The following is a 22,495-nucleotide window of genomic DNA, read 5'->3' as shown; positions in this document are numbered from 1 at the left end:
ATTGTTCTCCGGGCTGGGTAGAGGGCGTTAGCGCTGTTGCTGGAAGCGGGCGAATGCTTCGCTGTCGGGATAAGAGGTCTGGGTACCCAGCGCCGTCACCGAGCACGCCGAATACGCCACCGCCTGCTCCATGGCATGACGGATTTGGCCGTCGCGGCTCCAGTGCTGAACGAAGCAACCGATAAAGGCGTCACCGGCGCCGGTGGTGTCACGGGCGTCGACCCGCTGACCCGGCACCTCGAATTCGCCCTCCTCGCCCACGTACAGCGCACCGTGTTCGCCGAGGGTGACGATCACGTGACGAATGCCGCTGGCGACAAGGGTGCGTGCAGCCGTGCGGGCCGAGTCCGGCGAGTCCACGACTTGGCCAGTAATCAACGCCAGTTCGGATTCGTTGGGGATCAGGAAATCCAGCTGCGCCAAGTGCTCAGCGCTCAACCCGGCCAACGCCGGCGCAGGATTGAGCAGCACGGCGATGCCATGGCGGTGAGCGAATTCGATGGCGTAGTAGACCGTCGGCAGATTGATCTCCAGTTGCAGCACGATCAGCGTGCACTCACGCAGGTCGGCGGCCGCCGCGTCGATATCCGCCGGCAGCAAATGCGCATTGGCGCCCTTGACGATCAAAATGCTGTTGTGGGAGTCGGCCCGCACGAAAATCGGCGCCACGCCGCTGGACACGCCTGGCACCCGCTGTACATAACGGGTGTCGATGCCAAAACGCTGGAAGTTGGCCAGTGTGTTGTCGGCAAACATGTCGTCGCCGACTTTGCTGAGCATCAACACATCCGCCCCAAGCTTGGCTGCCGCCACCGCCTGGTTGGCCCCTTTGCCGCCGCAACCCAGGGCAAAGCCCGGCGCTTCCAGGGTTTCGCCCTGGACCGGCATGCGGTCGATGTAGGTGATCAAATCCACCATATTGCTGCCGATGACTGCGATCTTGCCCATTGCTATTCCACCTTGTTGCGTCACGACCAGGCAGGTCGTGACGCTTTTGTTTTGTTATTTAAATAACATTAGGTGTGAATATTCAATCTTTTTTTTGCAAGGGCGCTACAAATCAAATCGATCCACCGCCCGCCGCCGTTCATTGTCGTCACGCACGTCATAGTTGGCGGTGGTCTGGATATTGGTGTGGTGCGCCAGCTTCTGGGCGATGGACAGGTCGTACTCTTCAATCACCCGGGTGATGAACGAGCGCCGGAAATCATGGGGCATGATCTTCACGCCGACTTGCTCGCCGCGCTGGCGGGCGATGTAGTAAATCGCGTGCTTGGTGATGCGCTCGCGGGTGATATGGCTGCCCCGGCGAATGCGGTTGAACAGGAACCTGTCGTCCTGCTCACCGGGTTTCAACTGGCTGCGACGGAACTCAAGCCACGCCTCCAGCTTGGCAAAGGTCCAGGCGGGAGCGTACTTGATCAGCTGTTTGTTGCCCTTGCCGGTGACCTGCAGGCTGCGCTCGTCAAAGTTGACCTGGCCCAACTCGATATTCACCGACTCCGACTTGCGCATGCCCGAGCCATACAGGATCCCGATCACCGCTGCATCCCGCAGGCCCTGGGGGCGCGGGTCGGCGGCGCAGACCTCCATCAACTCACGAATCAATGTGCGCCGCAGGTTGCGGCCCTGGCTCAGCCGGGTGCCGGCCATGGCCTTGACCGAGCGCATCTTCAACAGGTGGTCCTGGCTGATCAGGCTCATGCGCCAGGCTTCGTTCATCACCCCGCGCACGGCGTTGACGTACAGCGAGGAGGTGTTCGGCGCATAACCGTCTTCCCGCAGCGCCGCCACCAGGGCCATGACGTGTTCGGGTTGCAGCAGGTGCCAGTCGATGTCTTCGAGGTTGATGTCTTCAAAGCCCAGGCGGTCGGCGGCGTCTTGCAGCACATAGCGCATGGTCAGCTGGCTGGAGGGTGCCAGGCGGGTGAGGTAGAGGGTCAGCGGGTCGCGGGTAGACTCAGTCAAGGTAGATCAGCCTTTGGATTAAATATGTCGACTAACCATCTGTTTAATCGACATATTTAGTGAATTGGCGAGCGCCGAGTCTAGCGCAGGTCAATCCATGGGGCTATTCCTGATCGTCTTCCGTCGGGGCTGGCGTCTGCTGCTGGCTCCAGTTGGTGTCCTGCTTCTGCATCAAGGCAAACCAGTGCTGGCGCATGAACGCCAGGTACGGTTTGGGCGCCTTGGCAAAATCCTCCTCGTCGCCATAACAGCCGGGAAGCGGCAGCTCGGTGCCCTGCTCCTTGTACTGGCTGACCAGCGCTTGCTGGGCGGCGATGCTGCAATCCTTGGGCAACGGCATGCCTTGCAGGGCGCCGGCGTCTTCATCCCACCAGCTGGCGCCATAGCGGTCGATGCCGCGCAGGCGGTACTTCTGCGACTTGCCGATGTGCATGATCAGCTTGAAATCATTGGGGCTGACATCGCTGGTGCAGGTACGGCTGTAACCCACCGTCACCTGGCTGATGCCGTCACCCAGCAGATCGGTAACCTTGGTGGCCTCGGTGTTGTAGTGCGCCCCGGCGTCGAACTCGCAATGCTGCACGTCGTCGTAGAGCATCCACACCCGCTTGGGCCGATCACCGTCGAGCAGGTACTGGGCCGCGTAGACAAAGGCCGACTGCGCGCCGTCGTCGTCGCGTTCGCTGACTTGCTCAGCGAGCACCAACAGGTTCTTGCCCTGTTTATCACTCCAGGTGAAGGCACCGACCTGTTTACCCCGCACTTCTATGCCATCGGGCACCTGGTCGATGGCCGTCAGTGCCACGCCGTCATCGGCCCGCACACTCGTGGCCCAGGCCACCGTCATTAACAATACCATCAACATTGGCCGTAAACGCTGCACGCTATTCATCCGACTGCCCTGGCAAGAGATGGCTTACTTTACCGGCACTTGCACGGCATTGCAGAGAAGATTGTTCAGGAATGAACCCGCGCGCGGGAAAACACCACTGCCCCGCCACACACCGCGAACACGGGGTTGTGCGCATTGATGTTGTTTACCTGAACCCTAGCTGTCTACCTGCCAGAAAAACGACTTTTTCATCTGCGTTTCATATTCGTTGAACATTTTTGCGCTTAATCTTGGCGGCACGACTTGAGAACGAACCGCACTTCGCAGGTTAACTCGTTGATTCCGCTTTACCTTTAAGCATTTTGGTCTTTACTCACGTAAGCCATGGAAGACCCACCGTCACCTGTCAGGACTCACGAATGAATGCCATGAATCCACGTTATTTTTAATCAGGCGCCTGCTTCTCCAGGCTGTTGATGACTGCTGTCTTTACGCTTCAAGTTGCTCTAACCCCCGAGGTAATGAATCTTTGAAACCCTACCCAATTCATTGCGTGTCGATCGTTATCCCGGTCTACAACGAACAAGAAAGCCTGCCTGAACTGCTGCGCCGCACCATGGCGGCCTGCAAGCAACTGGCCTACGAATACGAAATCGTCCTGGTGGACGACGGCAGCCGCGACAACTCCGCGCAATTGCTGGAAGACGCCGCCGCCCTCGAAGGCAGCAACGTGGTCGCGGTGATCCTCAACCGCAACTACGGCCAGCACGCCGCGATCATGGCCGGCTTCGAGCATTGCCGGGGCGACGTCGTGATCACCCTGGACGCCGACCTGCAAAACCCGCCGGAAGAAATCCCGCGCTTGGTCGAGCAGGCCGCCTTGGGCTACGACGTGGTTGCCACCGTGCGCAACAACCGCCAGGACTCAGCCTTCCGCCGCTGGCCGTCGCGCTTGATCAACCTCGCCGTACAACGCTCCACGGGCGTCGCCATGAGCGACTACGGCTGCATGCTGCGCGCTTACCGCCGCACCATCGTCGACGCGATGCTGGCCTGCCGCGAGCGCAGCACCTTCATCCCGATCCTGGCCAACAGCTTTGCGCGCCACACCACGGAAATCCTCGTGCATCACGCCGAGCGTGAACACGGCGAGTCCAAGTACAGCCCGATGCGCCTGATCAGCCTGATGTTCGACCTGCTGACCTGCATGACCACCACGCCATTGCGCCTGTTGAGCATCGTCGGTTTCAGCCTGGCGGCCCTCGGGATGCTGTTTGCGGTCGCATTGATCGTGCTGCGCCTGGCCTTCGGTGCCGGCTGGGCCGGTGACGGCATGTTCGTGCTGTTCGCCGTGCTGTTCGTGTTCACCGGTGGCCAGTTCATCGGCATGGGCCTCTTGGGTGAATACCTGGGCCGCATGTACAGCGATGTGCGGGCCCGCCCACGGTTCTTTATTGAAAAAGTGCTGCGCAACCAACCGGCAGCGCCGGCCGAGACCTTCACGGTCGACGGCCTGACCTCCTCCCACACCTCTACTTCTCCTTCCGATCAGGTTTCGTCATGAATTCAAAAGCTGTTGTCTTCGCTTACCACGATATTGGCTGTGCAGGCATCGAAGCCCTGCTCAATGCGGGTTACGAAATTGCTGCCGTGTTCACCCATGCCGATGACCCCAAGGAAAACAATTTCTACGGCTCCGTCGCGCAACTGTGCGCCCGCAACGGCATCCCGGTGCACGCCCCGGAAGACGCCAACCACCCACTGTGGATCGAGCGCATCGCCAAGCTGAACCCGGACTACATCTTCTCGTTCTACTACCGCAACCTGCTGAGCGAAGCCCTGCTGGCCACCGCCAAAAAAGGCGCGTTCAACCTGCACGGCTCGCTGCTGCCGCAATACCGTGGCCGCGCACCGGCCAACTGGGTGCTGGTCAACGGCGAAACCGAAACCGGCGTGACCCTGCACCGTATGGTCAAGCGTGCCGATGCCGGCGCGATCCTGGCCCAGCAGAAAGTCGTGATCGACCGCACCGACACCGGCCTGACCTTGCACGCCAAACTGCGTGACGCCACCACCAACCTGCTGCGCGACGCACTGCCACAACTGGCCCAAGGCAAGCTGACCGAAACCGCCCAAGACGAAAGCAAAGCCAGCTACTTCGGTCGTCGTACCGCAGCAGACGGCAAGCTGGACTGGAAAAAACCGGCTGAAGAACTGTTCAACCTGGTTCGCGCCGTTACCCAGCCTTACCCGGGTGCCTTCTGCGCCGTGGGCGAGCACAAGCTGATCGTCTGGAACGCTGAAGTCGTCAAAGGCAACGAAGGCCTGGCACCAGGCCGCGTGATCAGCGTCAACCCGCTGCGCATCGCCTGCGGCGAAGACTCCCTGGTGGTCAAGTTCGGCCAGCGCAACGAAAACGGCCTGTACCTGGCCGGCCCGTCCCTGGCGGATGAACTGGGCCTGGTGGACGGTTCCGTCCTGCGCGGTGCCGAGTCCGGCCGCAAGCCACGCCGCACCCGCGTGCTGATCCTGGGTGTGAACGGCTTTATCGGTAACCACCTGTCCGAGCGCCTGCTGCGTGACGACCGTTACGAAATCTACGGCCTGGACATTGGCTCCGACGCGATCGAGCGCCTGCGCAGCCACCCGAATTTCCACTATGTGGAAGGCGACATCAGCATCCACTCCGAGTGGATCGAGTACCACATCAAGAAGTGCGACGTGGTCCTGCCGTTGGTAGCCATCGCCACCCCGATCGAGTACACCCGCAACCCGTTGCGCGTCTTTGAACTGGACTTCGAAGAGAACCTGAAACTGGTTCGCTACTGCGTGAAGTACAACAAGCGCGTGATCTTCCCGTCGACGTCCGAAGTGTATGGCATGTGCCAGGACCAGTACTTCGACGAAGACACCTCCAACCTGGTGGTGGGCCCGGTCAACAAGCAGCGCTGGATCTACTCGGTCTCCAAGCAACTGCTGGACCGCGTGATCTGGGCCTACGGCGACAAAGGCCTGAAGTTCACCCTGTTCCGTCCATTCAACTGGATGGGCCCGCGCCTCGACCGCCTGGACTCGGCCCGTATCGGCAGCTCCCGCGCCATCACCCAGTTGATCCTGAACCTGGTGGAAGGCACGCCGATCCGTCTGTTCGACGGCGGCGAGCAGAAGCGCTGCTTCACTGACATCGCCGACGGCATCGAAGCCCTGGCCCGCATCATCGATAACGACAACGACAACTGCAACGGCCAGATCATCAACATCGGCAACCCGGAAAACGAAGCCAGCATCCGTCAGTTGGGCGAAGAACTGCTGCGTCAGTTTGAAGCTCACCCGCTGCGCAGCAACTTCCCTCCGTTTGCCGGTTTCCGCGACGTAGAGAGCAAGGCGTTCTACGGCACCGGTTACCAGGACGTGGCTCACCGCAAGCCAAGCATCGACAACGCCAAGCGCCTGCTGAACTGGGAGCCTACCGTCGAGATGAGCGAAACCATCGGCAACACTCTGGATTTCTTCCTGCGTGAAGCCATGCTCGAAATCGCGGACAAGCGTTGATGCAAGCGGGTCTACGCATCGACGTCGACACCTACCGAGGCACCCGCGAAGGGGTGCCAAGGTTGTTGGAGTCGCTCGACGAAGCCGGGGTCAAGGCGACCTTCTTCTTCAGCGTCGGGCCGGACAACATGGGGCGCCACTTGTGGCGCCTGATCCGCCCGCAATTCCTGTGGAAGATGCTGCGCTCCAACGCTGCCGGCTTGTACGGCTGGGACATTTTACTGGCCGGCACTGCCTGGCCGGGCAAACCCATCGGTCGCGACCTGGGGCATTTGATGCGCCAGGCCAAGGCTGCCGGGCATGAAGTCGGCCTGCACGCCTGGGACCACCATGGCTGGCAAGCCAACACCGGGCGTTGGAGCGATGCACAGCTGATCGAACAGATCCGCCGTGGCGTCGACACCTTGAGCGACATCCTCGGTGAGCGCATCGACTGCTCAGCCGCCGCCGGCTGGCGTGCCGATGAGCGCGTGGTGCAAGCCAAGCAACCGTTCAACTTCCGTTACAACAGCGATTGCCGTGGTACCAGCCTGTTCCGGCCAACCCTGGCGGATGGCAGTGCCGGCACGCCACAAATTCCGGTGGACATGCCGACCTTCGACGAAGTCGTGGGCCCGGTGGTGGCCGCCAAGGATTTCAACGCGTACATCCTCGACCGCTTCAAGCCGTCGAAGCTCAACGTCTATACGATCCACGCAGAAGTAGAAGGGATTCTGATGGCCAATGATTTTCGTCAGTTGCTCGCCCAGGCAGGGCAGCGCGGCATTCAATTCAAACCGTTGGGCGACCTGTTGCCCGCCGACCTGAGCACCCTGCCCCAGCAACAACTGGTGCGCGGTGCGCTGAGCGGCCGTGAAGGCTGGCTCGGAGTGCAAAAGGCATGATCCGGCGCTGGGCCCTGCCCCTGCTCCTGCTGGCTTTCGGGGTGTTCTACCTGATCCCGTTGGCCACCCATGGCCTATGGATTCCCGACGAAACCCGCTATGCGCAGATCAGCCAGGAAATGCTGCTGACCGGCAAATGGGCCTCGCCGCACTTCATGGGGATTCGCTACTTCGAGAAGCCTGCGGCCGGCTACTGGATGATCGCGCTGGGCCAGGCGATCTTCGGCCAGAACCTGTTCGGCGTGCGTTTCGCTTCGGCCTTGAGCACCGGTTTGAGCATCCTGCTGGTGTACTTCGTGGCCCGGCGTTTGTGGAACGACCCGCGCAAGAGCCTGGTCAGCGCCGTGCTGTACATGAGTTTCGTCAGCGTCGCGTTCCTGGCGGGCTATGCCAACCTCGATCCGCAGTTCACCTTCTGGGTCAATCTGACCGGCGCCGCGCTGTGGTTCTGTTTCGACAGCACCACGACCCGTGGCCGCTTGTGGTCGTGGGCCTTGCTCGGGTTCGCCTGTGGCATGGGCTTCATGACCAAGGGTTTCCTCGCCTGGTTGTTGCCGGTGTTGATCGCCCTGCCCTACATGTTCTGGCAGAAACGCTTCCGTGAACTGCTCACCTATGGCCTGGTGGCCGTGGCCGTGGCGATTCTCGTGAGCCTGCCCTGGGCCCTGATGGTGCATGCCCAGGAACCGGATTACTGGAACTTCTTCTTCTGGCACGAGCACATCCAGCGCTTTGCCGGCGACGATGCGCAACATGCCGAGCCGTTCTGGTACTACCTGCCGCTGCTGGTCGCGTTCAGCCTGCCGTGGATGGCGTTGCTGCCGTCCACCGTGAAACAGGCGTGGCTGGAAAAGCGCAGTGCCAACATCGGCTTCCTGCTGCTATGGCTACTGATGCCGCTGGCGTTCTTCAGCCTGGCCAAAGGCAAGCTGCCGTCCTACATCATGCCGTGCCTGCTGCCTCTGGCGTTGTTGATGGGGCATACCCTGGCAGACAAACTGGGCCAGGCCCGTGGCCGCGTATTGCGCATCAATGGCTGGCTGAACCTGATCATCGGCGTGCTGGGCCTGCTGGCCCTGACCTGGTTCCAGTTGAAGAAGCCGGTGTATGAGCACGGCCAGGAAACCCTGAGCCTGGTGCTGGTGTTCGTGTTCCTGTTCGGCTGGATCATCGCCAACCTGCTGCAAGCCGCCCGCCCGTTGCAGATGTGGGCCGCGCCGGTGGTTGGCAGTTGGTTGCTGGTGGCGCTGGTGCCGGCCGCGTTGCCGCACTCGGTGGTTTATAACAAGACCCCGGACCAGTTCATCATCGATCACCTCCAGGAACTGCAGCCGACCACTGCGTTGCTGAGCAACGACCTCGGCGCTGCATCGGCCTTGTCGTGGCGCCTGCAGCGGCCTGAAGTGATGCTCTACAACACCGTTGGCGAAGTGAAATACGGTATCGCCTTCCCGGACACCGCTTACCGCAAGATCGATGCCGCCAGCGTCCAGCAATGGATGAGCGATGCGCGCAAACAAGGCTCGGTGGGCGTGGTGATGCGGGTCAAAGGTGACGACGAACGCCAGGAAGTTGACCTGCTGCCTAAAGACGGCAAGCGTTACGAGCAGGGCAATATCGTGATTTTGATCTACCCGCAGAGCGCGCCATGACCACTCTGCTGCTGTTGTTAGGTGCCTGCCTGCTGACCTGCATGGGCCAGGTGTCCCAGAAGTTTGCCGTGGAAGGCTGGCGTGACCAGCCCGACGGCTGGGCCTTGAAGTTGCGCTCGCCGTGGCTGTGGTCGGCGCTGGTGTGCCTGGGCCTGGGTTTGCTGGTGTGGCTGCTGGTGCTGCAACGCCTGGAAGTCGGCATCGCCTACCCGATGCTCAGCCTCAACTTTGTACTGGTCACCCTGGTGGCGCGCTTTGTGTTCCATGAACACATCGATGGCCGCCACTGGTTCGGTGTGCTGCTGGTGATTGCCGGTGTGGTGCTGCTGGGGCGTCAGGTATGAGTCGCGCTCGCGGTTTTGCCCTGGCCCTGGGCAGCGTTGCGTTGGTCAGCGGTGCCCAGTTGGGCATGCGCTGGAGCATGACGCGCCTGCCGCTGCCCGCTGAATGGCTGACAGCACTCAACACCGGCGCCATCGACCTCGGCGCGCTGGGCTTGGTGATCCTGGCGATCATCGCCTATGCCCTGTCGATGCTCTGCTGGCTCGGCGCCCTGAAAGATTTGCCGCTGGGGCGCGCCTACTCGCTGCTCAGCATCAGCTACGCGTTGGTGTACCTGCTGGCTGCCAGCCTGCCGGTCTTCAACGAACATTTTTCCGTTTCAAAAACTGCGGGGGTGGCCTTGGTCATTCTCGGAGTCCTGACTATCAACTCTCGTCGTGCTAGCACTACAAGTCCCAGGAATGCCCCATGAAAATCAGTGTATTTGGTAGTGGTTACGTCGGTCTGGTGCAGGCCACTGTATTGGCCGAAGTCGGTCACGATGTCATCTGCATGGACGTAGACGAGAACAAGGTCAAGTTGCTGCAACAGGGCCACGTGAGCATTTTCGAGCCGGGCCTGGCGGCGATGGTCAAGGAAAACCTCGAAGGCGGACGCCTGACGTTTACCTATGACGAAAAACTCGCGGTCGAACACGGCGAAGTGCTGTTCATCGCCGTGGGCACGCCTTCGGACGAAGACGGCTCGGCCGACTTGAAATACGTGCTGTCGGTAGGCGATGCGGTGGCCCGTCACCGGATCGATCCAGTGATCCTGGTGGAAAAATCCACCGTGCCTGTCGGCACCGGCGACACCTTGCGCGCCCACATGGAAAAAGCCTTGCGCGTTGCGGGCCGCCACCTGGACTTCGATATCGTCTCCAACCCGGAATTCCTCAAGGAAGGCTCGGCCGTTGCCGACTGCCGCCGCCCGGACCGTATCGTCATCGGTTGCGAACGCGAAGAAGTGCGCGAGGTGATGCGCGAACTGTATGCACCGTTCAACCGCAACCACGACCGCATCATCTTCATGGACCTGCGCAGCGCCGAACTGACCAAGTACGCTGCCAACTGCATGCTGGCCACCAAGATCAGCTTCATCAACCAGATCGCCGAACTGGCCGAACACCTGGGCGCCGACATCGAAGCCGTGCGCCTGGGCATCGGTGCCGACTCGCGTATCGGCTACCACTTTATCTACCCGGGATGCGGTTATGGCGGTTCGTGCTTCCCCAAGGACATGCGTGCCCTGATCCACAGCGCAAAAGCGGCCAACTGCTCCAGCGACCTGCTGGAGGCCGTGGAAGCCATCAACCAGCGCCAGAAGAGCAAGCTGTTCGAGCGTGCCAACGCGTTCTTCAAGGGTGACCTGCGGGGCAAAACCTTCGCCTTGTGGGGCCTGGCGTTCAAACCCAACACCGACGACATGCGCGACGCACCCAGCCGGGTGCTGATGGAAGCCCTGTGGGCTGCCGGCGCCAATGTGCGGGCGTTCGACCCGGAAGCCATGCAGGAAACCCAGCGTATTTACGGCGATGACCCGCGCCTGATGCTGATGGGTACCCCGGAATCGACCTTGAGCGGCTCCGACGCCTTGATCATTTGCACCGAATGGCAGCAGTTCAAGGCACCGGACTTCGACTTGATCCAGCAGCGCCTGAAAACCCCGGTGATCTTCGACGGTCGCAACCTGTACGACGGCGAGCGCCTGGCGCGCAAAGGCATCCAGTACTTCCCGATGGGCCGCGGCGAATCCTGCCAGTTGCCGATCCCCCAGCAAAACTGGGCGCCTCAGGCCGAGGAAGCCTAAGACGTGGACAAAGTTCATCCGCCCCTGCTCAACCCGACGATCCGCCGACACTCATGGGTACTGGGGCTACTGGCACTGATCCTGTTTGTCGCGGGCAACTGGAACCAGGCCATCATCGGCTTTGATTCGCGCTTCGTGCTGTTCGCCCAGGAGCTGCTGCGCCATGGGCCGGGGTTCTTCCCGACAACGTACGGGCAACCTTATGCCGATTACCTGGCCACCTCGACGCTGATGACCTGGCTGCTGTCCCTGCCCCTGGGGCAGGTCACCAGCCTGACGGCCTGGCTGCCAACGGCCATTGCTTCGGCGCTGATCGTGGTGCTGATCTACCGCCTGACCGCGCCCTACTCCCGGCGCTGGGCGTTGCTGAGCATTGCGGCGCTGCTGCTCAGCAGTACCTTCATCAGCGAAACCCGCGCAGTGTCCCTCGACCAGATGCTGGCCGCCGTGGCCCTGGCGGTGTTTTACCTGGGTTATGCCCATGACCATTTCGGCGCCTGCCGTCGTCTGCATTGGCTGTTTCTGCTGCTGATCCTGGGGTTCGCGATCCGTGGGCCGATCGGCCTGGTAATTCCCACGGGCATGTTGTGCAGCTATTACCTGATCAATCGTCAATGGCGGCAGCTGTTCAGTTTTGGCCTGTTGGCGTTGGCGTTGCTGGCAGCGTGCGTCGGCCTGCTGTTGCTGCTGGCCAAGCTCAGCGGTGGTGAAACCTTCATGCAGGACGTGATCCGCATGCAGTTCCTCGGCCGCATGGACGGTACCGAAGGCTCCGGTAGCGTGCTGTATTACTTCAGCAGTTCACTGGGCAACTACGCGCCGGCGTACCCGCTGGCCGTGCTGGCACTGCTTGCGGTGGCGGCTGGCGGTCGCGAGGACAAAGGTCCTGCGCTGAAACTGGTGCTGTACTGCCTGGCCGCCGGCTTGATCGTGATGGTCGGCTTGTCGGTGCCCCAGGCGAAAAAGGCCCGCTATGTGCTGCCGATGCTGCCCATGGCGGCGATCATCGCGGCGTATCCATTCCAGGTAGCACGGGGAAAACTGTTCGCCGGGCTGCGCTGGCTGATGCTGGCGCTGTGGACGGTGATTCCGGGGCTACTGATCGCAGGTTTGTTCGTGGCGCGTCATCGCTTTCCCGAGCAGATTGGCAGCCTCAATCCGGTGTTCGGGATCCTGATTGCACTCCAGACGCTGACCTTGGGCTTTTTGTTCAACCGGCGCCTTCGCTACCTGGGGCCGGCCTTCTCCGCGGTACTTGCGGTGTGGCTGGCGTATATCGTGATGGTCGAACCCCTGGAACGCCGCCTGTACGACACGCGCACCTTTACCCTCCAGGCCCATGCGCTGACCCAGCAGCAACCGGCGCCGCTGGTACTGCATGCGCTCGGAAAGGACGCCAAGGCCATCAAGTTCATGGTCAACCTCGATTGCGACCGGGTACCGTTGTTTACCCAGTTGCCCGCCGACCTGGCACCGATCCAGGCACCGGCCTGGCTGATCATGAGCCAGTCGGACTATGAGGCGTTAAGCGACCCGCGCTTTCGCTCACTGCAACCGGTGCTGACTGGCCAGTTCGACAAGAACCCCTATGTGCTGCTGCATTTGATCAAAACAGCGCAACCTTGATACTGGGTGCGGGATAAGCGGCGTAGACCGCTTATCCCTCGCCAGTACTTTCCGTAGTTATACGTCCAAGTGCACGTAAGAAACTTCTTTCTCCATTCAACTTTGAAACTTTCCAGATATTAACTATCGAGAAAGATCCTACGCACCTATCCGCAACTACCGATGCAACATCCCTTCCCGCTACATGTCCCCGACTGTAGACTCGCCTGCCAAGTGAGTTAATTAATTACTACCTGCCAGTTATTTTCAGAGCCTCAAAGGCTTGGTGTAGGGCCTTCCTGTGACTATCTCTAGAAAAACGAAGAGCGTAGCAGTAAGCCATCAAGACTTATCCCGCTTTAAATAAACAGCCGCAATAACAATAAATAAGTTTTAAACAGCAATTAGCCCTGCCGTTTATTTCATTTAGAGGAATCTTCTGTGTCCGACCATCGATTGCCCGCCCCCTCAATCTCTGAAGCTGTTGCGTGTTTATCTCTGGACAAAGTAAATGTGGGTTACCTCCCGTTACCCAAACTGGATCGGCTCATGGGATTGCGCGATGCACTGGTAGTACTCAAGGGGCCTCTGGCCAACGATCCGTCACTGCGGGAAAACCTACAGAACCTGCTGATCAACGAGGAAACCAATGATCGGGTGCTGGGCAAGATCAGCAGCCACCTGCCGCCGCCAACCCGGCTGATACCCTTTGGCTAGGTCGGTTAACTGCAAAAATACTGCACTTGATCGGCATTAATATGCAATTGCAGCAACCTTGTCCGATGGGCACACTGCACAGGTTCCTCCCCCAAATGCAGGAACTGTTTTTTTGAAGGGCTTTTCCGGGAAACCAGGCAAGCCTTTTTTTTCGCCCGCTTTTTATGGATCGTCTGTCAATGCTCGCTCGCTGGTTACCTGCTGCCATCAATACCCGCCCTGCCGAATGGAGCCGTGCCGCCATCGGCATGTCCCTGGGCACTTTGTTCAGTGTTTGGGTGTGCGCCCAAGTGTTTGGCATGGAGGTGGCCTTGCACCTCATAGGCCCGCTGGGAGCCTCGGCGGTTCTGCTGTTTGCCGTGTCATCCGGAGCATTGGCCCAGCCCTGGTCGATTATTGGCAGCTACCTGTGTGCCGGGGTCGTTGCCCTGCTGGTGGCGCGGGTGCTGGGACGTACGTTGGGCAGCGCGTGCCTGGCGGCCGGGATGACGGTCATGCTGATCTGCTGGCTGCGCTGCCTGCACCCGCCGGCAGGCGGGCTGGCGATGAGCCTGGTGTTGGCTGATCCCGCATCGATTTCCATCGGCTGGCACGAACTGGGCGCCGTGATGCTGGGCGCTGCTGCCCTGCTGGCCTGCGCCCTGGCCTATAACAACGCAACGCGCACGCGATACCCCAAGGGAGCCAGCGAACCCACTGCACCGAACTTCCTGCCAACGGCCATCGAAAACCCCGGCATCAGCGCCGAAGACCTCAAGCAGGCACTGGCCGAGCGCGAGCAGTTCCTGGACGTGACGCAGCAGGAGCTGGAAGAACTGATCCAGGCCAGCGAGCGGTATGCGCGGCGGCGGACGATCGGCGCGGTTTTCCAACGTTAGGGCCAGCATCGTCCCTAGGGCATAAATGCAAAAACGACCTGCATGATTCCGACTTGTACTGGGCAAATTTGCACTGTTACGATCGCGAGATGGTTCGCCCGCGAACATCTTGATAAAGAACAATAAAAGCAGGGAGTTAGAGATGACTGCTCAGGTTTCATCCGAGGCAAGCAGCGCCGGGGTCGTGCACGACGAGGTCCTGGCGCAGGTACGCAACCACATAGGCCACCTGACCCTCAATCGCCCCGCCGGCCTTAACGCCATTACCCTGGACATGGTCCGTAGCCTCAGCCGGCACTTGCAGGCCTGGGAGGACGACCCAGCGGTGCATGCCATCGTGTTGCGCGGCGCAGGTGAAAAAGCCTTTTGCGCCGGTGGCGACATTCGCTCGCTTTACGACAGCTTCAAGAGCGGCGACACACTCCACGAAGATTTCTTCGTCGAGGAATACGCCCTCGACCTGGCCATCCACAACTACCGCAAACCGGTCCTGGCGCTGATGGACGGCTTCGTCCTCGGCGGCGGCATGGGCCTGGTACAAGGCGCCGACCTGCGGGTGGTCACTGAACGCAGCCGCCTGGCAATGCCTGAAGTGGCCATCGGTTACTTCCCTGACGTAGGCGGCAGCTATTTCCTGCCGCGTATTCCCGGCGAACTGGGGATCTACCTCGGCGTGACCGGCGTGCAGATTCGCGCGGCCGACGCCCTGTATTGCGGGCTTGCAGACTGGTACCTCGACAGCGCCAGGTTAACCGAGCTCGATCAGCGGCTCGACCGCCTGACATGGCACGACTCACCGCTCAAGGATCTACAGGGCGTGCTGGCCAGCCTTGCCGTGCAGCAACTGCCTGCCCCCCCACTGGCGGCGCTGCGCCCGGCCATCGACCACTTCTTTGCCTTGCCGGATGTGCCGAGCATCGTCGAGCAATTGCAGCAAGTCACGGTTGCCGACAGCCATGACTGGGCACTGACCACCGCAAGCCTGATGCAAACCCGCTCGCCCCTGGCCATGGCCGTGACCCTGCAGATGCTGCGCCGCGGGCGCCACCTGCCACTGGAGCAGTGCTTTGCCTTGGAGTTGCACCTGGATCGCCAGTGGTTCAGCCGTGGCGACCTGATCGAAGGCGTGCGCGCCCTGCTGATCGACAAGGACAAAACCCCTCGCTGGAACCCTCCAACCCTCCAGGCGCTGGAGGCTGATCATGTCGAAAGCTTCTTCCGCGACTTCGACAAGAACGGGAACTAAGCCATGCAAGATATTGAATTTACTGAAGAACAAGTAATGATCCGCAACATGGCCCGGGACTTTGCCCGTGGCGAAATCGCGCCCCACGCCCAGGCCTGGGAAAAAGCCGGCTGGATCGATGATGGGTTGGTCGCCAAGATGGGCGAACTGGGTTTACTGGGCATGGTCGTGCCCGAAGAATGGGGCGGCACCTATGTCGACTACGTGGCCTACGCCTTGGCGGTGGAAGAGATTTCCGCCGGTGACGGCGCCACCGGCGCGCTGATGAGTATCCATAATTCAGTGGGTTGCGGGCCAATCCTCAACTACGGCTCACAAGCACAAAAGGAAACCTGGCTGGCGGAACTGGCCAGCGGCCAGGCCATTGGGTGCTTCTGCCTGACCGAACCCCAGGCCGGTTCCGAAGCGCACAACCTGCGCACCCGCGCCGAACTGCGGGACGGCCAATGGGTGATCAACGGCGCCAAGCAATTTGTCAGCAACGGCAAGCGCGCCAAGCTGGCGATCGTGTTTGCGGTGACCGACCCGGACCTGGGCAAGAAAGGCATCTCGGCGTTCCTGGTGCCCACCAACACCCCGGGCTTCGTGGTGGACCGCACCGAACACAAGATGGGCATTCGAGCCTCCGACACCTGCGCCGTCACCCTCAACCAATGCACCGTGCCCGAAGCCAACCTGCTGGGCGAACGCGGCAAAGGCCTGGCCATCGCCCTGTCTAACCTCGAAGGCGGGCGCATCGGGATTGCCGCCCAGGCGCTGGGCATCGCCCGTGCCGCCTTTGAAGCGGCGCTGGCCTACGCCCGTGACCGCGTGCAGTTCGACAAGGCGATCATTGAGCATCAGAGCGTGGCGAATATGCTGGCCGACATGCAAACCCGCCTGAATGCGGCGCGCCTGCTGATCCTGCACGCCGCGCGGTTGCGCAGTGCGGGCAAGCCGTGCCTGTCGGAAGCGTCCCAGGCCAAACTGTTCGCGTCGGAAATGGCCGAGAAGGTGTGCTCGTCGGCGATGCAGATCCATGGGGGTTATGGGTATCTGGAGGATTACCCGGTGGAGCGTTATTACCGGGATGCGCGGATTACCCAGATTTACGAGGGCACCAGCGAGATTCAGCGGATGGTGATTGCCAGAGAGTTGAAAAACTACCAGCTGTAACAGGTATTTCGCAGAACCCATGTGGGAGCGGGCTTGCTCGCGAAGGCGGTGTGACAGTCACCAGATGTATCGACTGATCCACCGCCTTCGCGAGCAAGCCCGCTCCCACATTTTTGATCTTCAGCGTTTCAAGAGAGTGTTTACTTGTCCTTGAACTCCGGCGAACGCTTGGCCACAAACGCCGCCATGCCTTCCTTCTGATCCAGTGTGGCAAACGCCGCATGGAACACCCGGCGCTCAAAGCGCACGCCTTCCGACAGGCTCACTTCAAACGCGCGGTTGACGCTTTCCTTGACCATCATGCTGATGGGCACCGATTTGCTGGCGATCAGGGTCGCGACCTTAAGTGCCTCATCCAGCAATTCATCCGCTGGCACGATCCGCGCAACAATCCCGCAGCGCTCCGCTTCCACGGCATCGATAAAGCGCCCGGTCAGGCACATTTCCATGGCCTTGGCCTTGCCCACGGCGCGGGTCAGGCGCTGGGTGCCGCCCATGCCCGGCAGCACACCGAGGTTGATTTCCGGCTGGCCAAACTTGGCGTTGTCACCGGCCAGGATGAAGTCGCACATCAAGGCCAGTTCACAACCACCGCCCAGGGCGAAGCCGTTGACCGCGGCGATGATCGGCTTGCGGCGGTTGGCCACGCGATCGCTGTCGCTGAACAGGTCGTCGAGGTAGATCTGCGGGTAGGTCAGCTCGGCCATTTCCTTGATGTCGGCGCCGGCGGCAAAGGCCTTTTTCGAGCCAGTGAGCACGATGCAGCCGATTTCCGGGTTGGCTTCGAGGCTGTCCAGCGCCTGGTTCAGCTCGCTGACCAGCTGCGCGTTCAGGGCGTTCAGCGCTTGCGGGCGATTGAGGGTGATCAGCCCCACACGGCCCTGGACGTCCAGCAAAATGGTTTCGTAACTCATAGATACTCCTCAGAGATTGCGTGAAATGACCATGCGTTGAATATCGCTGGTGCCTTCGTAAATCTGGCAGACCCGCACATCGCGGTAGATCCGCTCCAGGGGAAAGTCGCTCAGGTAACCGTAACCGCCGAGGGTTTGCAAGGCTGCCGAGCAGACCTTTTCGGCCATTTCCGAAGCAAACAGCTTGGCCATGGACGCCTCCACCAGCGCCGGCTTGCCGCTGTCACGCAGGGCGGCGGCGTAATGCACCATCTGCCGGGCGACTGCGATTTGGGTCGCCATGTCTGCCAGGCGGAAGGCCACGGCCTGGTGCTCGATGATCGGCTTGCCAAAGCTTTCCCGCTCGCGGGCGTAATCCCGAGCGGCCTCAAACGCCGCCCGCGCCATGCCCACCGCTTGCGAAGCAATGCCGACGCGCCCGCCTTCGAGGTTGGCCAGGGCGATCCGGTAGCCTTCGCCCTCTTCACCCAAACGGTTGGCCACCGGCACCTTCAGGTCTTCAAACAGAATCTGGCAGGTGTCGGAGGCGTGCTGGCCGAGTTTGTCCTCGACCCGCGCCACGCTGTAGCCCGGCGAGTCGGTGGGCACGATAAAGGCGCTGATACCGCGCTTGCCGGCAGCCGGATCGGTAACCGCAAACACAATCACGATCCCGGCGTTTTGCCCGGAGGTGATGAACTGTTTGCAGCCGTTGAGCACGTAATGATCGCCCTCCAGACGGGCCCGGGTTTTCAGGCCGCTGGCATCGGAACCGGCCTGGGGCTCGGTCAAGGCAAACGCCCCGAGCATCGCCCCGCTGGCCAAGGGCTTGAGGAACTGTTCTCTCTGTTGATCGTTGCCGAACTTGAGGATCGGCACGCAGCCCACCGAGTTGTGCACGCTCATGATGGTCGAGCAGGCACCGTCGCCCGCGGCAATCTCTTCCAGGGCCATGGCGTAGGCCAGGTAGCCGGTGTCGCAACCGCCCCACTGTTCCGGGACCAGCATGCCGAAAAAGCCCAACTCGGCCATTTCGCCAATGGCTTCCTTGGGAAAGCGATGCTCGCGGTCCCACTCGGCGGCGAACGGCTTGAGCCGTTCCTGGGCAAATTGCCGGGCGGCTTCGCTGATTTGCAGTTGTTCGTCATTCGGGAGCATAGGTGTTCCTTAGTACAGGCATTCAACGGCCATGGCCGTGGCTTCACCGCCGCCGATGCAGATCGCCGCAACGCCGCGCTTGAGGCCTTTCTGGCGCAGGGCCGAGAGCAGGGTCACCAGGATCCGTGCGCCGGACGCGCCGATCGGATGGCCCAGGGCGCAGGCGCCGCCGTGGATGTTGACCTTGCTGTGGGGAATTTCCAGCTTGCTCATGGTCACCAGGCTGACCACGGCAAAGGCTTCGTTGATTTCAAACAGGTCGACTTCGTCGAGGTTCCAGCCGGTCTTGCTCATCAGCTTGCGGATCGCCCCCACCGGCGCGACCGGGAACAGGCCTGGCTCATCGGCAAACGCCGCATGACCATGGATCACCGCAAGCGGCTTGAGGCCGCGCTTCTGCGCTTCAGATTCGCGCATCAGCAGCAACGCCGCCGCACCATCGGAAATCGAACTGGAGTTGGCCGCCGTCACCGTGCCGCCTTCGCGGAAGGCCGGCTTCAAGGCGGCGATCTTGTCCAGCTTGGCTTTTGGTGGTTGCTCGTCGTGAGTGATGGTTTTCTGTTCCTTGCCGACGGTGACCTGCACCGGGACGATTTCGGCGATGAAGTTGCCGTCGGTGATCGCCTGTTGCGCACGGGTCAGGGAGGCAATGGCAAACGCGTCCTGGGCTTCACGGGAAAAGCCGTTGTGCTCGGCGCAGTCTTCGGCAAAGTTGCCCATCAGGCGGCCCTTGTCGTAGGCGTCTTCAAGGCCGTCGAGGAACATGTGGTCGAGCACCCGGCCGTGGCCCATGCGGTAACCGCTGCGGGCGCGGTCCAGCAGGTACGGCGCGTTGGACATGCTCTCCATGCCACCGGCGATAACCACCTCCACACTGCCCGCCAGCAACGAGTCATGGGCCAGGATCGTGGCTTCCATGCCCGAACCGCACATCTTGTTGAGGGTGGTGCACCGGGTCGATTTATCCAGGCCGGCGCCGAGAGCGGCCTGACGCGCAGGCGCCTGACCGAGGCCGGCGGGCAGCACGCAACCGAACAGCACTTCATCCACGGCATCGGTGGCGATACCGGCACGCTCGACCGCTGCACGAATCGCCGCAGCCCCCAGTTGCGGGGCGGTCAGGCCCTTGAGGTCGCCCTGGAACCCGCCCATTGGGGTGCGTACTGCGCTGACAATAACGATGGGATCAGTCATGAAAATCTCCTTATTTGGCTGCCATGCGCAAGGCACCGTCGAGACGGATCACCTCGCCGTTGAGCATGCTGTTTTCAATGATATGCCGCACCAGCGCGGCGTACTCGCCTGGCTTGCCCAGGCGCGGCGGGAATGGCACGCCGGCGGCGAGGGACTCGCGCACTTCCGGGGTCATGCCGGCCATCATCGGTGTTTCGAAAATGCCGGGGGCAATGGTCATCACCCGAATTCCGTAGCGCGCCAGTTCACGGGCGGCAGGCAGGGTCAGGCTGGCGATCGCGCCCTTGGAGGCGGCATAGGCGGCCTGGCCAATCTGGCCGTCAAACGCGGCCACTGATGCGGTGTTAATGATCACCCCGCGCTCGCCATCCGCATTTGCCTCGGTTTCAGCTATAGCCGCCGCAGCCAGGCGCAGCAGGTTGAAACTGCCGATCAGGTTGACGTTGATCACCTGGGCGAAGTTGGCCAGAACGTGAGGGCCATTTTTGCCAAGGATTTTCTCGCCGCGAACCACACCGGCGCAGTTGACCAGCCCATGCAAACCACCAAAGGCCGCCACCGTGGCCTGCACTGCCGCTTCCGCCGCGGCTTCCTGGCTGATATCGGCGACCACGCTTCGCGCTTGCTCACCGAGCTTTACAGCCTGGGCGGCGACTGCGTCGGCGTTCAGGTCCACCAGCATCACCTTGGCACCGGCTGCTACGAGCATCTCGGCCGTTGCCGCGCCGAGGCCTGAAGCGCCGCCGCTGACCAGAAAAACCTTGTTCTCAATCTGCATCACTGTTTCCTTGAAGAATGGGTCACGCCGTGGCCGCCTGGGCCTTGGCAATTTCCTGATTACGCAAAATGAAGCGTTGCAGCTTGCCGCTCGGGGTCTTGGGCAGCTCGCTGACAAATTCGATTTCCCGTGGGTACGAGTGAGCCGCCAGGCGCTTGCGCACGTGCTGGCGCAGCTCCTCGGCCAGGGCTGGCTCGGCACGGTATTGCTCGCTGAGCACCACAAAGGCTTTGACGATCTCGGTGCGTTCCGGGCATGGCTTGCCCACCACTGCCGCCTCCACCACCGCCGGATGCTCGATCAACGCACTTTCCACATCGAATGGGCCGACGCGGTAACCGGAAGTGGTGATCACATCGTCACTGCGCCCGACAAAGCTGATGCTGCCATCGGGGTTCAGCTCCACGGTGTCGCCGCTGAGGTAGTACTTGTCGACGAAGGCTTTGGTCTTGACCCCGTCGTAGCCGGCGAACCAGCACATCGGAGATTGTTCGCGGTCGATGGCGAGGATGCCTGGTTGGCCGGCGGGCAGTTCCTGATGGTTGTCGTCCAGCACCACGATGCGGTGGCCTGGCGAGGCAAAGCCGGCAGAGCCGACGTGCACCGGGTGTTCCAGGCCGTGGTGATTGCACAGCACCATGCCCAATTCGGTCTGGCCATAGTGGTCGTGGATGGTCACGCCGAGGTTGTCGGCAAACCAGCGGATCACTTCCGGGTTCAACGGCTCGCCGGCGCTGCTGACAATGCGCAGCTTGCCCTTGATCGACTTGGCGAACTGCTCGCCGCCGGCGATCAGCATGCGATAGGCCGTGGGCGATCCGGTGAGGTTGGTGATCCCGTACTTGTTGATGACGCGGCAGGTGCTTTCGAGGGTGAACGGGCCGTCGTAGAAGGTGATCGGGTGGCCCATGGACAAGGGGCCGGTCACGCCGAAATAGATGCCATAGGCCCAGCCCGGATCGGCGACGTTCCAGAATGCGTCTTCGGGGCGCAGGTCGACGGCGTCGCGGGTGTAGCTCTGGAAAGCCACGATTGCCTTGAGCGGTACTGCCAGGGATTTCGACGGGCCGGTGGTGCCGGAGGTGAACATCAGCAGGAACGGGTCGTCGGCGCCCAGCAATACGGGTTCACAGGTGTTGGAATAGTTGGGCAGTTCGGCCCAGAAGCTGAAATCGCCGCGCACGATGCCTTCGCCGTTGGGGCCGGCGACGGTGACGATGGTTGGGCAGTCGGCCACTTCATTGAGCTTGGGACGGTTGACCGCGTCGGTCACCACCAGCGCGGCGCCGGAGCTGTTGAGGCGGTGTTCGATGGCTTTGGGGCCGAAGGCGGTGAACAGCGGTTGATAGACCGCGCCGATGCGCCAGGTGGCGAGTACCACTATCAGTAACTCGGCGGTGCGTGGCAGGAGGCCTGCTACCTTGTCGCCGCGATTGACGCCCTGGGCCAGGAGGAAGTTGGCGAAGCGGGCGGCCTGGTGTTGCAATTGGGTGAAGGTGGACGTGGCGCTGCGGCCGTCCTTGCCCTCCCAGAACAGCGCGATGCGGCCGGGTAAGGCGTGGCGGTCGCAGCATTCGACGCAGGCGTTGAGGGCCTGCAGGTTGCCCGACAAGGCGGCGTCGACGGTGTGTTGGTAGTTGAACTGGGTGGTGGCAGCCGAGTAATCACGCATCGCTTCAAATCCCTGTGTGGTTTTTATTTTTAGGATGGGTACGTAGACCGGTGAAATAGTCGCTCTAGAGCGGTGGGTGGGCAATGGTCAAAGCTTTCAACTTGGTTGACTGGTTTGGCCAATGGGGTTTTGTTTTTTGGGTGAGGTTTGGGTGTATATCCGTTATTTGGGTAACGGCTTC

Annotated in this window: 20 protein-coding genes; 12 read left to right on the top strand and 8 right to left on the bottom strand. The window is 61.4% G+C overall.

Annotated features, from left to right (window positions below; all coding sequences use genetic code 11):
• Positions 1–27: 27 nt before the first annotated feature.
• The 3 genes from rbsK to SNL23_RS14115 all read right to left on the bottom strand — a co-directional run bounded on the left by rbsK (position 28) and on the right by SNL23_RS14115 (position 2,860).
• Positions 28–948, bottom strand: coding sequence for a ribokinase (rbsK, locus tag SNL23_RS14125; RefSeq protein WP_167664356.1), 921 nt, complete (start codon positions 946–948; stop codon positions 28–30).
• Between the two features lie 105 nt (positions 949–1,053).
• The gene (locus SNL23_RS14120) at positions 1,054–1,968 is read right to left on the bottom strand and encodes a site-specific integrase (RefSeq protein WP_318302520.1); all 915 of its coding nucleotides are present in this window, start codon (positions 1,966–1,968) and stop codon (positions 1,054–1,056) included.
• Positions 1,969–2,071: 103 nt separating this feature from the next.
• Positions 2,072–2,860 carry a M949_RS01915 family surface polysaccharide biosynthesis protein gene (locus SNL23_RS14115; protein WP_318302519.1) on the bottom strand — a complete coding sequence of 263 codons (789 nt, stop codon included), beginning with the start codon at positions 2,858–2,860 and terminating at the stop codon, positions 2,072–2,074.
• A gap of 469 nt (positions 2,861–3,329) precedes the next feature.
• Between SNL23_RS14115 and arnC the strand changes: the two genes are divergently transcribed.
• From arnC to SNL23_RS14055, 12 genes are all read left to right on the top strand, one after another.
• Positions 3,330–4,364 (top strand): undecaprenyl-phosphate 4-deoxy-4-formamido-L-arabinose transferase, encoded by a 1,035-nt coding sequence (gene arnC, locus SNL23_RS14110; protein ID WP_318302518.1) that lies wholly within the window; start codon positions 3,330–3,332, stop codon positions 4,362–4,364.
• Complete coding sequence (arnA, locus tag SNL23_RS14105) at positions 4,361–6,352, top strand: bifunctional UDP-4-amino-4-deoxy-L-arabinose formyltransferase/UDP-glucuronic acid oxidase ArnA (RefSeq protein WP_318302517.1); 1,992 nt, start codon at positions 4,361–4,363, stop codon at positions 6,350–6,352. Before arnC ends, arnA begins: the two co-directional genes overlap by 4 nt.
• Positions 6,352–7,236: a 4-deoxy-4-formamido-L-arabinose-phosphoundecaprenol deformylase gene (gene arnD, locus SNL23_RS14100; protein ID WP_318302516.1), complete on the top strand. Its 885-nt coding sequence runs from the start codon at positions 6,352–6,354 to the stop codon at positions 7,234–7,236. The genes arnA and arnD overlap by 1 nt, the downstream gene beginning before the upstream one ends.
• Positions 7,233–8,888 (top strand): lipid IV(A) 4-amino-4-deoxy-L-arabinosyltransferase, encoded by a 1,656-nt coding sequence (arnT, locus tag SNL23_RS14095; RefSeq protein WP_318302515.1) that lies wholly within the window; start codon positions 7,233–7,235, stop codon positions 8,886–8,888. Before arnD ends, arnT begins: the two co-directional genes overlap by 4 nt.
• A complete protein-coding gene (gene arnE / locus SNL23_RS14090) occupies positions 8,885–9,232 on the top strand; it encodes a 4-amino-4-deoxy-L-arabinose-phosphoundecaprenol flippase subunit ArnE (protein WP_003217625.1) in 348 nt (115 codons plus the stop codon). The genes arnT and arnE overlap by 4 nt, the downstream gene beginning before the upstream one ends.
• The gene (arnF, locus tag SNL23_RS14085; RefSeq protein ID WP_076013424.1) at positions 9,229–9,642 is read left to right on the top strand and encodes a 4-amino-4-deoxy-L-arabinose-phosphoundecaprenol flippase subunit ArnF; all 414 of its coding nucleotides are present in this window, start codon (positions 9,229–9,231) and stop codon (positions 9,640–9,642) included. The genes arnE and arnF overlap by 4 nt, the downstream gene beginning before the upstream one ends.
• The gene (locus tag SNL23_RS14080) at positions 9,639–11,018 is read left to right on the top strand and encodes a UDP-glucose dehydrogenase family protein (RefSeq protein WP_076013423.1); all 1,380 of its coding nucleotides are present in this window, start codon (positions 9,639–9,641) and stop codon (positions 11,016–11,018) included. The genes arnF and SNL23_RS14080 overlap by 4 nt, the downstream gene beginning before the upstream one ends.
• 3 nt (positions 11,019–11,021) lie before the next feature.
• A complete protein-coding gene (locus SNL23_RS14075) occupies positions 11,022–12,644 on the top strand; it encodes an ArnT family glycosyltransferase (RefSeq protein WP_318302514.1) in 1,623 nt (540 codons plus the stop codon).
• Between the two features lie 516 nt (positions 12,645–13,160).
• Positions 13,161–13,340 carry a type VI secretion system contractile sheath small subunit gene (locus SNL23_RS14070; protein WP_318302554.1) on the top strand — a complete coding sequence of 60 codons (180 nt, stop codon included), beginning with the start codon at positions 13,161–13,163 and terminating at the stop codon, positions 13,338–13,340.
• A 179-nt stretch (positions 13,341–13,519) separates the two neighbouring features.
• A complete protein-coding gene (locus SNL23_RS14065; protein ID WP_318302513.1) occupies positions 13,520–14,218 on the top strand; it encodes an HPP family protein in 699 nt (232 codons plus the stop codon).
• Between the two features lie 142 nt (positions 14,219–14,360).
• Complete coding sequence (locus tag SNL23_RS14060) at positions 14,361–15,464, top strand: enoyl-CoA hydratase/isomerase family protein (RefSeq protein WP_318302512.1); 1,104 nt, start codon at positions 14,361–14,363, stop codon at positions 15,462–15,464.
• 3 nt (positions 15,465–15,467) lie between these two features.
• The gene (locus tag SNL23_RS14055) at positions 15,468–16,619 is read left to right on the top strand and encodes an acyl-CoA dehydrogenase family protein (protein WP_318302511.1); all 1,152 of its coding nucleotides are present in this window, start codon (positions 15,468–15,470) and stop codon (positions 16,617–16,619) included.
• Between the two features lie 140 nt (positions 16,620–16,759).
• On the opposite strand, the gene SNL23_RS14050 is transcribed toward SNL23_RS14055, so the two are convergent.
• From SNL23_RS14050 to SNL23_RS14030, 5 genes are read right to left on the bottom strand one after another with little or no spacing between them, the layout of a single operon-like run.
• Positions 16,760–17,533 carry an enoyl-CoA hydratase gene (locus SNL23_RS14050; RefSeq protein WP_318302510.1) on the bottom strand — a complete coding sequence of 258 codons (774 nt, stop codon included), beginning with the start codon at positions 17,531–17,533 and terminating at the stop codon, positions 16,760–16,762.
• Positions 17,534–17,542: 9 nt separating this feature from the next.
• Entirely contained in the window at positions 17,543–18,670 is a 1,128-nt protein-coding gene (locus tag SNL23_RS14045) for an acyl-CoA dehydrogenase (RefSeq protein WP_017480351.1), read from the bottom strand.
• Between the two features lie 9 nt (positions 18,671–18,679).
• Positions 18,680–19,864: an acetyl-CoA C-acyltransferase gene (locus SNL23_RS14040; RefSeq protein ID WP_318302509.1), complete on the bottom strand. Its 1,185-nt coding sequence runs from the start codon at positions 19,862–19,864 to the stop codon at positions 18,680–18,682.
• Positions 19,865–19,874: 10 nt separating this feature from the next.
• Positions 19,875–20,642: an SDR family NAD(P)-dependent oxidoreductase gene (locus tag SNL23_RS14035; protein WP_318302508.1), complete on the bottom strand. Its 768-nt coding sequence runs from the start codon at positions 20,640–20,642 to the stop codon at positions 19,875–19,877.
• Between the two features lie 22 nt (positions 20,643–20,664).
• Positions 20,665–22,314 carry an AMP-binding protein gene (locus tag SNL23_RS14030; RefSeq protein WP_318302507.1) on the bottom strand — a complete coding sequence of 550 codons (1,650 nt, stop codon included), beginning with the start codon at positions 22,312–22,314 and terminating at the stop codon, positions 20,665–20,667.
• Between the last annotated feature and the right edge of the window lie 181 nt (positions 22,315–22,495).

The sequence above is a fragment of the Pseudomonas sp. SED1 genome (assembly GCF_034044025.1).
Taxonomy (GTDB): domain Bacteria; phylum Pseudomonadota; class Gammaproteobacteria; order Pseudomonadales; family Pseudomonadaceae; genus Aquipseudomonas.
This window is presented reverse-complemented; position numbering and strand designations above follow the sequence as displayed.

What these genes read in the sequence shown, in the direction of transcription:
- SNL23_RS14030 (WP_318302507.1), bottom strand. Translation starts at nt 22,314, where the DNA reads ATGCGTGATTACTCGGCTGCCACCACCCAGTTCAACTACCAACACACC.
- SNL23_RS14055 (WP_318302511.1), top strand. Translation starts at nt 15,468, where the DNA reads ATGCAAGATATTGAATTTACTGAAGAACAAGTAATGATCCGCAACATG.
- SNL23_RS14050 (WP_318302510.1), bottom strand. Translation starts at nt 17,533, where the DNA reads ATGAGTTACGAAACCATTTTGCTGGACGTCCAGGGCCGTGTGGGGCTG.
- arnD (WP_318302516.1), top strand. Translation starts at nt 6,352, where the DNA reads ATGCAAGCGGGTCTACGCATCGACGTCGACACCTACCGAGGCACCCGC.
- arnE (WP_003217625.1), top strand. Translation starts at nt 8,885, where the DNA reads ATGACCACTCTGCTGCTGTTGTTAGGTGCCTGCCTGCTGACCTGCATG.
- SNL23_RS14060 (WP_318302512.1), top strand. Translation starts at nt 14,361, where the DNA reads ATGACTGCTCAGGTTTCATCCGAGGCAAGCAGCGCCGGGGTCGTGCAC.
- SNL23_RS14080 (WP_076013423.1), top strand. Translation starts at nt 9,639, where the DNA reads ATGAAAATCAGTGTATTTGGTAGTGGTTACGTCGGTCTGGTGCAGGCC.
- rbsK (WP_167664356.1), bottom strand. Translation starts at nt 948, where the DNA reads ATGGGCAAGATCGCAGTCATCGGCAGCAATATGGTGGATTTGATCACC.
- arnF (WP_076013424.1), top strand. Translation starts at nt 9,229, where the DNA reads ATGAGTCGCGCTCGCGGTTTTGCCCTGGCCCTGGGCAGCGTTGCGTTG.
- SNL23_RS14035 (WP_318302508.1), bottom strand. Translation starts at nt 20,642, where the DNA reads ATGCAGATTGAGAACAAGGTTTTTCTGGTCAGCGGCGGCGCTTCAGGC.
- SNL23_RS14065 (WP_318302513.1), top strand. Translation starts at nt 13,520, where the DNA reads ATGCTCGCTCGCTGGTTACCTGCTGCCATCAATACCCGCCCTGCCGAA.
- arnA (WP_318302517.1), top strand. Translation starts at nt 4,361, where the DNA reads ATGAATTCAAAAGCTGTTGTCTTCGCTTACCACGATATTGGCTGTGCA.
- arnT (WP_318302515.1), top strand. Translation starts at nt 7,233, where the DNA reads ATGATCCGGCGCTGGGCCCTGCCCCTGCTCCTGCTGGCTTTCGGGGTG.
- SNL23_RS14115 (WP_318302519.1), bottom strand. Translation starts at nt 2,860, where the DNA reads ATGAATAGCGTGCAGCGTTTACGGCCAATGTTGATGGTATTGTTAATG.
- SNL23_RS14045 (WP_017480351.1), bottom strand. Translation starts at nt 18,670, where the DNA reads ATGCTCCCGAATGACGAACAACTGCAAATCAGCGAAGCCGCCCGGCAA.
- SNL23_RS14040 (WP_318302509.1), bottom strand. Translation starts at nt 19,864, where the DNA reads ATGACTGATCCCATCGTTATTGTCAGCGCAGTACGCACCCCAATGGGC.